General features: G+C 71.6%; 8 protein-coding genes. 6 read left to right on the top strand and 2 right to left on the bottom strand.

Annotated elements, in window-relative coordinates:
• Positions 1-15: 15 nt before the first annotated feature.
• Positions 16-2043, bottom strand: a complete 2028-nt coding sequence (locus tag K3N28_RS16355) for a SpoIIE family protein phosphatase (protein ID WP_228093617.1) — start codon at positions 2041-2043, stop codon at positions 16-18.
• 199 nt (positions 2044-2242) lie between these two features.
• The gene (locus tag K3N28_RS16350; protein WP_228093616.1) at positions 2243-3253 is read right to left on the bottom strand and encodes an LPXTG cell wall anchor domain-containing protein; all 1011 of its coding nucleotides are present in this window, start codon (positions 3251-3253) and stop codon (positions 2243-2245) included.
• 248 nt (positions 3254-3501) lie between these two features.
• On the opposite strand from K3N28_RS16350, the gene K3N28_RS16345 reads away from it, so the two are divergent.
• The 6 genes from K3N28_RS16345 (at position 3502) to K3N28_RS16320 (ending at position 12323) form a co-directional block, all read left to right on the top strand.
• Positions 3502-7953, top strand: a complete 4452-nt coding sequence (locus tag K3N28_RS16345) for a HAMP domain-containing protein (RefSeq protein WP_228093615.1) — start codon at positions 3502-3504, stop codon at positions 7951-7953.
• Positions 7950-8504, top strand: coding sequence for a PleD family two-component system response regulator (locus K3N28_RS16340; RefSeq protein WP_228093614.1), 555 nt, complete (start codon positions 7950-7952; stop codon positions 8502-8504). Before K3N28_RS16345 ends, K3N28_RS16340 begins: the two co-directional genes overlap by 4 nt.
• A 302-nt stretch (positions 8505-8806) precedes the next feature.
• A complete protein-coding gene (locus K3N28_RS16335) occupies positions 8807-9334 on the top strand; it encodes an STAS domain-containing protein (protein ID WP_228093613.1) in 528 nt (175 codons plus the stop codon).
• Positions 9331-10683 carry a PrsW family intramembrane metalloprotease gene (locus K3N28_RS16330; protein ID WP_228093612.1) on the top strand — a complete coding sequence of 451 codons (1353 nt, stop codon included), beginning with the start codon at positions 9331-9333 and terminating at the stop codon, positions 10681-10683. The genes K3N28_RS16335 and K3N28_RS16330 overlap by 4 nt, the downstream gene beginning before the upstream one ends.
• 471 nt (positions 10684-11154) lie before the next feature.
• Positions 11155-11661 (top strand): tRNA adenosine deaminase-associated protein, encoded by a 507-nt coding sequence (locus K3N28_RS16325; RefSeq protein ID WP_228093611.1) that lies wholly within the window; start codon positions 11155-11157, stop codon positions 11659-11661.
• Between the two features lie 176 nt (positions 11662-11837).
• Positions 11838-12323 carry a nucleoside deaminase gene (locus K3N28_RS16320; RefSeq protein ID WP_374209808.1) on the top strand — a complete coding sequence of 162 codons (486 nt, stop codon included), beginning with the start codon at positions 11838-11840 and terminating at the stop codon, positions 12321-12323.
• Positions 12324-12413 lie beyond the last annotated feature (90 nt).

The following is a 12413-nucleotide window of genomic DNA, read 5'->3' as shown; positions in this document are numbered from 1 at the left end:
TCCGCGTCCCGCCGACTAGCTCGGGTCGCAGCGGACCACGAGGATCGCGATGTCGTCGCGCGGCGACTCCGGTGAGAACGCCTCGACCGCCTCCAAGAGGGACGTGGCGATCTGCCTGGCGCCCTTGCCCGCGGCGTCCCGCACGGCACGCTCGATGCGGTCGTGGCCGAACATGGCCTCGCCGTCGCGGCGCTCGGTCACGCCGTCGGTGAAGAACACGAGCGCGTCCCCCGCTTCGAGCCGCACTTCCTCCGGGTTCACCTTGACCTCGGGGAAGAGCCCCACCGCGGTGCCCTCCCGGCCGACCCAGGAGGTCGCGCCGTCGCCGCGCAGCAGCAGCGGACGCTCATGGCCCGACAGGCACAGGGTCGCGTTCAGCGCCCCCGTGTCGTCGCGTTCGAGCAGGGCCGAGGCGATGGTCGCGTAGCGCATGTCGCCGGGCTGGTCGAGCAGCGTGGCGTTGAGCAGTTCGAGGGCGCGCGGCAGCGGGCGGCCGTCGCGGGCCATGACCCGCAGGACGTCGCGCACCACGCCGGTGACGGCCGCGGCCTGCGCGCCCTTGCCGCAGACGTCCCCGATGGCGACCCACAGGCGGTGGTCGGCCAGCTCGGTCGCGTCGTAGAAGTCGCCGCCGACCTCGGTGCCGATCACCGGGCCCGGGCCGGACCCTGGCAGGCGCCGCGCGGTGGCGGGCAGGTATTCGGCGGCGAAGGACACCCCGGCCACGTCCGGGAGCGAACCCGGCATGAGCGCCGCCTGGAGTTCGTGGGCCACGGCCTGGCGCTCGGCGTGGATGCGGGCGTTGTCGAGCGCGAGCGCCGATCGCTTGGCCAGGTCGGCGACGACGGCGCGCTCCTCTGACGAGTGCTGCCGCTCGACGTGCTTCCCGACGGTGAGCACCCCGATGGTGGCGCCGCGGGCGGACAGGGGCACGGCGATGCCGTCGAGGCCCCGCGGCACGGGCAGTTCCATGCCCGTCCAGCCGTCGCTCGCGAGCGAGGCCGACAGCGCGGGGGCGGCGTGTTCGAGCTTGACCCGCAGCGGCTCCAGCTCGGACTCCTCGGCGTGCGAGAGGGACGCGAAGACCAGGTCGCCGCCGTCGCCGGTGAGGTGCACGGCGGCCCAGCGGCCGAGCTGGGGGACGATGAGCTGCGGGATGAGCGCGACGGTGAGGTGCTCTTCGAGCGAGTGGGCGAGCAGTTCCCCGGCCTCGGCGAGGTAGGTGAGCCAGCCGGAGCGGCGCTGCTCGTCGGTGCGCATCCGGTCGATCTGGACGGCGAGGGCGATGCGCTCGGCGACCAGTTCGGCCAGCGGGCGCCAGTCGCTCGCGGGCTCGCCGGCGAGCAGGAGCCGGCCGCAGGCCGGGGCGGTGAGCGGCAGCGGCACCGCGACGGTCACGCTGCCGACGTCGCCGAACTTGGCGAGGATCTGCGCGCCGGCGCCGTCCCCGGCATCGTACTCGATCGCGCCGCCGTCGGCGGCCGTCGCGTCGTGGCAGCGGGCGAGCAGCTCGGTGACGATCTGCTCCACCGGCAGCCGCGACTGGAGCGAGGGCGCGACGGTCAGGAGCGCCGCGAGCTGGTTGAGGTCGGGCCGGGACGCGTCGACGTCCGCGTCCGGGTCGGGGCGGGGGGCGGGCCGGGCGTCGGGGTCGCGGTCGATGCGGAACCAGATCGACTTGCCGGTGGCGTCGTGGGTGGTGCCCCACGAGGACGCGAAGCGGTCGACCAGGAGCAGGCCGCGCCCGCCCTCGGCGGTGACCTCGGGCATGGCCGTGTCGAGCGGGTCGATGCCGCCGGAGCGGTAGTCGGTGACGGTGACGCGCACGCCGATCGGGTCGGCGGCGACGGTGAGGTTGATGTCCGTCCCGGCGTGGACGACGCCGTTGGTCGCCAGTTCGGTGGTGAGCAGGAGCGTCTCGTCGAGCAGCTCGGTGAGCCCGGCTTCGGCCAGCACGGCGCGCACGGCGGCGCGCGCGGCGGCGGGGGAGCGGTCGTCGGCCGGGAGCCGGAGGCGCCGGGCGAACCTCTCGGGGTACGTCACGAGGACCAGTCTATGCCCGTCCGCTCCCAGCTCGCGGCACCGTGTCGACGTGCGCGGACGCTTTCGGCGCGGGCCGTCGCGCGGCGAGCGGCGGCCTTGGGCCGCATGGGGAACGCGAAGCGGCGGCCGCCCGGGTGGGCGGCCGCCGCTCGAAGGGGCGGGTCCGTGCGCTCTCGTACGTCACCGACCTCGGTTCGCGCTACTCCCAGGTGGCCGCGGCCTTGCGGCGGCGCAGGAGGTAGAACACCACGGCGCCGGCGAGCAGTGCGGCGGCGGCCGAGGAGATCATGATGGTCTGCGAGTTGCCGGTGGACGGCAGGGCTTCAACCGGCTCTTCGGCGGTCGGGACGTTCGGCAGCTGGCCGAGGCTGGCTTCGAAGAAGATCCAGCCCTCGACGTAGGCGAAGTCCTCTTCGGGACCGATCTCGGACTCGTCGAGCTCAGCGAGCGAGAACTGGTTGCCGTTCTCGAGGTCGAGACCCAACTCGGTGGCATACAGCTCGGTCAGGTGCTGGTCGAGGTCCCAGCCGGCGTATACGGACATGCCGAATTCGCTGACCTCGTTCTCGATCAGGTACTGGACCGGCGCGGTCGGCGCGTAGGTCTTGCCCTCTTCGGGGCTCCAGTCGTCAACGATGCAGACGAGCCAGATGCCGTCCTTGGCGCAGTTGTCCCAGGCGTCGATCGACTTGGCGCTCTCGTCGGTGAGCTCTTCATCGGTGTAGGCGTTGTCCGGGTCGGTCCACTTGTCGAAGTCGACGGCGTCGGTGAAGAAGAAGAGCGTGGAGGCGCGGTCCTCGGCGGGGGTTCCGGTGACCTGGACCTGCACGTCGGCGCTGACCGTGGAGCCGGCGTCGGCGCCCTGGAGGATCTGGTCGAGGTAGAGGAACTCGTAGTAGTCCTCCTCCTCGTCTTCGGCGTTCTGCTCGACTTCCGACTCGATGTCGTCGATGACCTCGTTGTCGGCGTCGTCCCCGGCGGTGTCGTCGCCGGCTTCCGAGGTCGCGTCGTCGGCGGGGGCCGTGGTCGCGTCGTCGGCCGAGGTCTCGTCAGCGGCCGGGGTGGTGGTCTCGTCCGCGGCGGGCGTCGTATTGGTGTCGTCGGCGGCGGGGGTCTCCTGCGCGAACGCCGGTGCGCCGGCCGCGAGCGTGAGGGCCGCCGCGGCTCCGGCCGCGGCGAGCCGCAGACCGGTCTTGTTGAGGGTGGACATGCATCTCCTCTGGGATCGGATGGGGGGTGCGGCGCTCCTGCGGTCCTCCACTGACATCGGCTCGGCCGCGGGAGCGCTGCACTCATCCACACGCGTCTCCCTCAGCCCCGGTTGCGAACTTCTGTCAGTTTTCTTTCGGTGACTGCTCGTGACGGAACGCGTCGCCCTCAGTAACCTGCCTTCACGTTTGCCCGGTTGATGTGACAACCTGTTAGGCAAGCCTGTCTCCGCAGCTGAGGAACCACGCCATGACGGACACCGTTTCCCGTACGACCGATGAGTCCGACCTGCTCCGAAGCCTGGCCGACGCGCTGGGCGCGGTGGAGCGCGGCGACTTCTCGGTGCGGCTGCCGCGGGGCGAGGGACTCGCCGGGGAGGTCGTCGACCGGTTCAACGCCGTGGTCGAGCAGGCCGACCGGCAGACCCGCGACCTCGCGCTCATCGCCCGCGTCGTCGGCCAGGAGGGCTCCTGGAACCACCGGCTCGTCATCGAGCACCTCGACGGCGGCTGGTCCGAGGGCGCGGCCAGCGTCAACCGGCTCGTCGAAGAGCTCGTGCGGCCCACCACCGAACTCGGGCGCGTGCTCGAAGCCGTCGCCGCCGGGGACCTCTCGCAGGAGGCCGCCCTGGAGATCGAGGGCAAGCAGCTGCGCGGCGAGTTCCGCCGCCTCGGCGAGACCGTCAACCAGATGGTCGGGCTCCTGCGCTCCTTCGCCGGGGAGGTCACGCGCGTGGCCCGCGAAGTGGGCACGGAAGGCCAGCTCGGCGGGCAGGCCGACGTCCAGGGCGTCTCCGGCACCTGGCGGTCGCTCACCGACGCGGTGAACACCATGGCCTCCAACCTGACCGAGCAGGTCCGCTCGATCTCCACGGTGACGCAGGCCATCGCCTCCGGTGACCTCAACCAGAAGATCACCGTCAAGGCCTCCGGCGAGGTCGCGCAGCTCGCCGACACCATCAACTCCCTCACCGCGACCCTTCAGGTCTTCGCCGGCGAGGTCACGCGCGTGGCCCGCGAGGTCGGCACCGAGGGCCGCCTCGGCGGCCAGGCGGACGTGCCGGGCGTGTCGGGCACCTGGAAGGACCTCACCGACTCGGTGAACGACATGGCCTCCAGCCTCACCGACCAGGTGCGCGACATCGCCAAGGTCACCAGCGCCGTCGCCCGCGGCGACCTGAACCAGAAGATCGCCGTGCCCGCGCAGGGCGAGATCCTGGAGCTGAAGACCACCGTCAACACCATGGTCGACCAGCTCTCCAACTTCGCGGACGAGGTCACGCGCGTGGCCCGCGAGGTCGGCACCGACGGGCGGCTGGGCGGCCAGGCCCAGGTGTTCGGCGTCTCCGGGACCTGGCGCGACCTCACCCAGAACGTGAACCAGCTGGCCGCGAACCTCACCGAGCAGGTCCGCAACATCGCGAAGGTCACCAGCGCGGTCGCCGCGGGCGACCTCAGCCAGAAGATCACCGTCAAGGCCGCCGGCGAGGTCGCCGAGGTCAAGAGCACCGTGAACACGATGGTCGACCAGTTGTCCCGCTTCGCGGACGAAGTGACCCGGGTGGCCCGTGAAGTGGGTTCGCAGGGCCGCCTCGGCGGCCAGGCGGACGTGCCGGGCGTGTCGGGCACCTGGAAGGACCTCACCGACAACGTCAACCTCATGGCCGCGAACCTCACCTCGCAGGTGCGGAACATCTCGTCGGTGGCCAGCGCGGTCGCCGCCGGCGACCTCAACCGGCAGATCACCGTCGACGCCCAGGGCGAGATCCTCGAACTCAAGTCGACGATGAACTCGATGGTGGCGCAGCTGTCCCAGTTCGCCGACGAGGTCACGCGCGTGGCCCGCGAGGTCGGCACCGACGGCAAGCTCGGCGGCCAGGCCAACGTCCAAGGCGTCTCCGGCATCTGGGAGGCCCTCACCAACAACGTGAACTCGATGGCCTCCAACCTGACCAGCCAGGTGCGGAACATCTCCTCCGTCGCGAGCGCGGTCGCCCGAGGCGACCTCAACCGGCAGATCACCGTCGACGCCCAGGGCGAGATCCTCGAACTCAAATCGACCATGAACGCCATGGTGGACCGGCTCTCCAGCTTCGCGGGCGAAGTCACGCGCGTGGCCCGCGAAGTGGGCACCGAGGGCCGCCTCGGCGGCCAGGCGAACGTCCAGGGCGTCTCCGGAACCTGGAAGGACCTCACCGACAACGTGAACTCGATGGCCTCGAACCTGACCAGCCAGGTCCGCGACATCGCCAAGGTCACCACCGCAGTCGCCAAGGGCGACCTGAACCAGAAGATCACCGTCGACGCGCAGGGCGAGATCCTGGAGCTGAAGACCACCGTCAACACCATGGTCGACCAGCTCTCCAGCTTCGCCACGGAGGTCACCCGCGTCGCCCGCGAGGTCGGCGTCGAGGGCAACCTCGGCGGCCAGGCCGAAGTCGCCGGGGTCTCCGGCACCTGGCTCGCCCTGACCCGCAACGTGAACTCGCTCGCCGCGACCCTGACGCTGCAGCTGCGGGCCATCGCCAACGTCGCGCACGCCGTCGCCCGCGGCGACCTCACCCAGTCGGTCGACTTCGAGGCCGCCGGCGAGATCGCCGACCTCACCGAGTCGATCAACCAGATGATCACCGCCCTGCGCGACAAGACCCGCCAGAACACCGACGCGGACTGGCTCAACTCCAACCTCGCCCGGATCTCCTCGCTCCTCCAGGGCCGCAGGGGCGTCGAAGAGGTCACCCGCATGGTCCTCGACGAGGTCACGCCGCTCATCGACGCGCAGACCTCCACGTTCTACGTCCGCCACGAGGACGTCTCCGGGCACGTCACCTACCGGCTCAACGCCGTGTACGGGCACCCCAGCCCCGGCGAGAAGAAGGTCATCGAGGACAACGAGGGCATGGTCGGCCAGGCCGCCGCGTCCAAGCGCACCATCCACCTGCACGACATCCCCGAGGGGTACCTGGAGATCTCCTCCGGGCTCGGCCAGGCCACCCCGACCGACCTCATCATCCTGCCGGTCCAGTTCGGCGACAAGGTGCGCGGCGTCATCGAGTTCGCCTCGTTCAACACCTACTCCGGGCTGCACAAGCGGTTCCTGGACGCGCTCGCGCCGAACGTCGGCGTCACGCTCGCCACGATCGAGGGCAACGCCCGCACCGAGGTCCTCCTGCGCGAGTCGCAGCGCATGGCCCAGGAGCTGCGCGCCCAGTCGAACCGGCTCCAGGAGACCAACGTCGAGCTGGAGGAGAAGGCGCAGCTGCTCTCCGCGCAGAACAAGGCGATCGAGCTCAAGAACGAAGAGGTCGAGACCGCCCGCAAGGACATCGAGGAGAAGGCCGAGCAGCTCGCGCAGGCCTCGAAGTACAAGTCCGAGTTCCTCGCGAACGTCTCGCACGAGCTGCGCACCCCGCTGAACTCGCTGCTGCTGCTCGCGCGGCTGCTCTCGGAGAACGCCGACGGCAACCTCACCGACCGGCAGATCGAGTTCGCCCGGACGATCTACAACGCCGGCACCGACCTGCTCACGCTCATCGACGACATCCTCGACCTGTCGAAGATCGAGGCCGGGCGGATGGACGTGGCCGTGCATCCGGTCGACCTCGCGGAGACCCTGGGGGACATCGAGGCCGCGTTCCGGCCGCAGGCCGAGGACAAGGGCCTCCAGTTCGCCGTGGACGTCGGCAACGGCGTCCCGCAGCTGATGCAGACCGACGGCCAGAAGTTCCAGCAGGTCCTGCGGAACCTCCTCTCGAACGCCGTGAAGTTCACGCGCGTCGGGTCGGTCACGCTCGCGGTGCGGCGCGTCCCCGCGGACCTGCGCTTCGACGCCCCGCACCTGAACGCGGCCGCCGAGCGGCTCGCCTTCAGCGTCATCGACACCGGCATCGGCGTCGCCGAGTCCAAGAAGGGCATCATCTTCGAGCCGTTCCAGCAGGCCGACGGCACGACCCGCCGCAACTTCGGCGGCACCGGCCTCGGACTGTCGATCTCGAAGTCGCTCTCGCAGATGCTCGGCGGCGACGTGTTCATCGAGCACACCGGCGACGCCGGCTCGAAGTTCACGTTCGTGGTGCCCGTGGAGATCGACGCCGACGGCGACTTCTCGCCCCTGCCGAGCGAACTGCCGCCCGTGCGCGAGCCCTCGCCGGGGATCCTCACCGGCGCGCCCGAGACGCCCTCGTCGTCGGCGGCCGCGCAGCAGCTCGAAGGCGCCACGGTCCTCATCGTCGACGACGACATCCGCAACGTCTTCGCGCTGACCGCGGCGCTCGAGCTGCACGGGATCGAGGTCCACTACGCCGAGAACGGCGCGGACGGCATCGACGCGCTTCAGCAGCACCCGGACATCGACATCGTCCTCATGGACTCGATGATGCCGGGCATGGACGGGAACGAGACCACGCGCGTCATCCGGCGGATGCCGCAGTACGCGGACCTGCCGATCGTGTTCCTCACCGCGCAGGCGCTCGCCGAGCAGCGGGAGAAGTCCGTCGAGGCCGGCGCGAGCGCGTACCTGACGAAGCCGGTCGACCTGGACCTGCTGCTCGACACCATGTCGCAGTGGATCGGGAACGATTCGGGCAACGGCTTCGCGGGCGGGTCGGCACCGCGAGGCGGCGCACATGCGGACGCCCCCGAGCGCCGCGGCGGAGACTCCGAAGGCGACAATGGCGGACCGACCGTTGGAGGCACCGAATGAGCACCGCTCGCGTCCTGCTCGTTGACGACAGATCCGAGAATCTCCTCGCACTCGAGGCGATTCTCCAAGGGCTGCCGGTGAACACGATCGCGGTGACCTCCGGCGAGGAGGCGCTGAAGCGGCTGCTGGCGGAGGACTACGCGGCGATCCTGCTGGACGCGCAGATGCCGGGCATGGACGGGTTCGAGACCGCGCGGCACATCAAGCAGCGCGAGAAGACCCGGCACACGCCGATCATCTTCCTCACCGCCGCCGACCGGGACGCGCACCTGGCGATGCGCGGCTACTCGGTGGGCGCGGTGGACTACATCACGAAGCCGTTCGACCCGTGGATGCTCCGCACCAAGGTGAAGGTCTTCATCGACCTGTGGGCGCAGGGGCAGGCGCTGCGGCAGACGTCGGAGCGCACGAAGGACCTCCGCGAACGCGAAGGCCTGTTGACGAAGCGGCTCGACCAGGTGCGCGACGCCCTCGCCGAGTGGCAGGAGGGCCGCGAGGCCGACCCGGAGATCGAACGCATCCTGGCCCTGCTGGAGCCCGGCCCGGTGTAGGCGGCGCCTGCTGAAGCGGCGCGGCCCCGGCTCGGGTCTTAACCCTGACATCGGGGTGCGGCACGACCGGTAGGGCGATGTCAGCACGGCTCCTGTGCGCCCTGGACGGGTCCGGTCGCGACCTCGACCCCGACTCGGTCCGGGCGGCGCGTGCGGGCCGTCGACCGACGCGGTCCCCACGGTGACAGCGAGGTTCGGCATCGCTGCTCGCGCCGGGTGCCGACGGCAAGCGCGGCAAGGTTTCGCGTTCAATGGGCCGCCGGGGCTGCTGCCTCGCCGTGAAACCGGTTAGGGTTGGTCCCGTGGCGCACCAGAAGCTCGACATCTCGGTATACCGCGAGGCGAACGAGACGATCGTGCTGCTGAGCGGCGAAATCGACTTGCACACCGCACCGCGGCTCTCCGCAGCCGTGGACGACGCCCTCACCGAGGACCCCGTACGGGTGGTTCTCGACATGCGCGGCGTGACGTTCTGCGACTCGCGCGGCCTCGGCACCCTCGTCATCCTCGCCCGTGCAGCGGCCCGCTCCCGGGCCGTCCTCGTCCTCGCCAACCTCGGCGACTTCCTCAAGCGACTCCTGTCCGTCTCCGGCATCGGCGAGCACTTCGTCATCCGCGAGGCCGCCGAGGAGCCGCTCGAACCCGCCGGCGCCGCCGAGGACGATCCCGCCGACCGCACCGCCGGCTTCAGCGGTGCGGACCGCGACGGCGACACGGCCGCGACCGGCGACCCCCGCCGCACGGCCGGCACGGGCGGCTTCGGGGGCACCGTCGAATCCGACCCCACCGGCGACGCGGAGGGCGGCGCCGACCAGGAGCGCACCCGATGAACCTCAGCAGCACCGCGCAGGCGATCCTCTGGACCGCCGGGATCCTCACGCTCGGCGGCGTGGCCCTCGCCTGGATCGGCCTGGCCCGCAAGAACCGGGCGCTCGTCGTCACCGGCACGCTGCTCCTGTTCGCCGGCGGCGGCACCGTCCTCGCCTGGGCCATCGTCGAAGGCGCGGGCGCCCGCGCCGCCGCGGTGGGCCTCACGGCGGCGCTGCTGCCCGCACCGATCCTCGTGGGCGCGTTCCTGTGGCTCGGCCGGTACCGCCGCCGCCCGTGGCTCGTCCTCGCGTTCTGCTTCGGCTGGGGCGCGTGCGTCTCGACCGCGATCTCGCTCGCCGTGAACACCGGCGCGGCCTACCTGCTCGAGAAGAACGGCTACGACCAGAACCTCGCCGCCGTCGTCTCCGCCCCCGTCATCGAGGAGATCGCGAAGCTCCTGGGGCCGCTCCTCGTCTACTGGTTCGCCCGCCGCCACCTCACCGGCACCCTCGACGCCCTCGTCTACTGCGGGCTCGCCGGGGCCGGATTCGCGGTGTCCGAGAACGTCCTCTACGCCTCCGGCGCCTACCTGTACGGAGCCGAGTCCCTCGACGCCGCCGCCGGGATCGCGCAGGTCACGCTGCTGGTCGTCGTCCGCGGCCTCGCGACCATGTTCGCCCACCCGCTCATGACCGGCCTGTCCGCGATCGGCCTCGGCAAGGCCGCCCGCCGTCCCGGACGCAAGGGCGTCCAGACCGTGTGGATCATCGGGATGCTGCTGTGCGGCATGGCCCTCCACGCCCTGTGGAACGGCTCGTCCGTCCTCGGCGTCAACCTCGACATGCCCGCGCTGTGGTTCGCGCTCTACCCGGCGTTCCTGGCGCCGCTGTTCTTCACCATGGTCGGCGCGGCCCTGTGGCTGCGCGCGGCCGACGCCCGCCGCACCGAGCGGATGCTCGCGCCGCTGTGCGCCGCCGGGCAGGTCTCGCCGCCCGAGCTCGCGTCCCTCGCGACGTTCTCGCGCCGCGCCTCCGCGCGCGCCTGGGCCCGCCGCTACGCGGGCCCCCACGGCGAGCGCGCGATGAAGGACTTCCAGCGCGCCGCCTCCGACATCGCCGAGGAGTACGACCTCGCCGGCATCGGCCGGCCGTGGGACGAGCGGGCCGTCGAGCATGCCGTGCACCGCATCAGCGCCGCCAGGGCCGTCTACACCGGCGTGGACCCGTACACGCCCCCGGCCCTCTGGGACGGTCGCAGGTACCACATCACGTTCCCCGACGGCCAGATGCGGCCCGTCGAGGCCCCCGCGCAGCCGGTGATGCCGCTGCCGATGGCACCGCCCTCTGCGTACCCTGTGACCTATGCATGAGGGACCCATCGGGCCCACCTCCTGGGCCGCCCCCGGAGTGCCTCCACCGCGCACCGGAAGGCCCCGCTGGAGGGAGCCCCATCCTGTCCGCGTCGGCCCCGTCGCCGCCGGGGCGGCGCTGAGCGGACTGTGGGTGCTGTTGTGGCTCTTGGCGTACGCGAGGTCGACCGGTGAAGCGGCCCCGACCGCGGCGGGCTTCGCCTGGGTGACTTTGGCCGCGAGTACGATCGGGGCTGTCGTCGCAGCACTCCTGGCGCGCTACGGTGACCGCGGGGCCGCGGTCGGCGTAGCGGCGGTCGCAGGGACGGCCGCTGGGGTCACAGGCCTCTCATGCGAGCTGTATCTTTTGCTGACCGGCGATTGGATCCTGTGGTTACATCAACGCAGGCCGCCACATCCTTCAGTAGGTCGTATCGAACGGCTGCCCGGTCGGGCCGCTGGTTCCAATGAGTGAGAAGACGGGGACGGATCGTGTCGTATTTCGCTGTGGCTGTGGGCCGCGAGGGCGACGAGTGGGAGGCCGCTGAGGTCGACCTCGACGCTGTTGCCGATGTCGAGGACGCGGCCGAGGTCATGCGTGAGGCTTTCCCTGACGCCGACCTGACGCTGCTCTTCGTCGACGCCGACGACGAGTACTTGACGGTGATGCGCCTCGACAACGGCGACGACCTGCGCACCTTCGGCTCCGACGCCGAGTACGCATCGCAGTCGCGCCTGGGCGAGGCCCTCCTCGGCGACCTCGAACCCGAGGACACCGAGGAGATCGACACCGAGGACGAGGAGTCGATCTCGGCTCGCCCGACCGAGCTCGACGCCGAGCCGGTGGGCGAGGCGGACGTGCTGGGCGACCTGGGCGTGCCCGGTTCGACGCTGCTCGCGTTGTGCGCCAAGGAGGGCATGATGCCCTCGGACGTGGTCGCCGAGGTCGCCAAGACGCTCGGTTTCACCGAGGCCCTGGAAGACGCGGTCGGCGCGTAGCCCCTCAGCCCCCGATGCAGTCCCGCCGCGAGCGCCACGAACGGTGGATGCGGCGCGCCCTGGAGGTCGCGCGCACCGCCGGCGGCCTCCCGGCGGGAGCGGCGGCCCCGCACCGGCCGGGCGACCCGGCACACCCGGCCGAAGCCGCCCCGGCTCCCGCTGCGAGGCCCGACGCGGTGGACCCCGCAACGACCCCGCCTCCAGCGGACGCCGCAGCGGCACCCGCCGCACTCCACCGCCGTGACCCGGCCGCCGGACCCCGCCGCGACCTGCCGGTGGGCGCGCTCGTCATCGGCCCCGACGGTCGCGAACTGGCCGCGGCGGCCAACGCCCGCGAGGCCCTGGGCGACCCGACCGCGCACGCCGAGGTGCTCGCCTTGCGCGAGGCGGCGGCCGCCCATGGGGACGGCTGGCGGCTCGAACGGTGCACGCTCGTGGTCACGCTGGAGCCGTGCACGATGTGCGCAGGGGCGGCGGTCCTCGCACGAGTGGGTGAAATCGTGTTCGGCGCTTGGGAACCGAAGACGGGCGCGGTGGGCTCGCTGTGGGACGTCGCGCGCGATCCGAGGCTCAACCACAACCCCGAGGTCTACGGCGGCGTCCTGGAGGCGGAATCGGCGGCAATGCTGCGCGCCTACTTCGGCCGGGAGCCGATCGCGTAGCCGGCGGGCGTTTCCGGCGCCGGCCTGTGAAACGGGCATGCGCAGGAGCGCCCCTGCGGCGATGCCGCGGGAGTCCGGCAGCCGTTCCCG

The organism is Glycomyces sp. TRM65418 (genome assembly GCF_019710475.1).
Taxonomy (GTDB): domain Bacteria; phylum Actinomycetota; class Actinomycetes; order Mycobacteriales; family Micromonosporaceae; genus Glycomyces.
Note: the sequence above shows the minus strand (reverse complement) of the source record. Positions and strands in the feature narration are given on the sequence as shown.

Bases quoted from the DNA above. Each gene is read 5' to 3' on its own strand.
- K3N28_RS16350 (WP_228093616.1), bottom strand. From the start codon at position 3,253: ATGTCCACCCTCAACAAGACCGGTCTGCGGCTCGCCGCGGCCGGAGCC.
- K3N28_RS16345 (WP_228093615.1), top strand. From the start codon at position 3,502: ATGACGGACACCGTTTCCCGTACGACCGATGAGTCCGACCTGCTCCGA.
- K3N28_RS16340 (WP_228093614.1), top strand. From the start codon at position 7,950: ATGAGCACCGCTCGCGTCCTGCTCGTTGACGACAGATCCGAGAATCTC.
- K3N28_RS16330 (WP_228093612.1), top strand. From the start codon at position 9,331: ATGAACCTCAGCAGCACCGCGCAGGCGATCCTCTGGACCGCCGGGATC.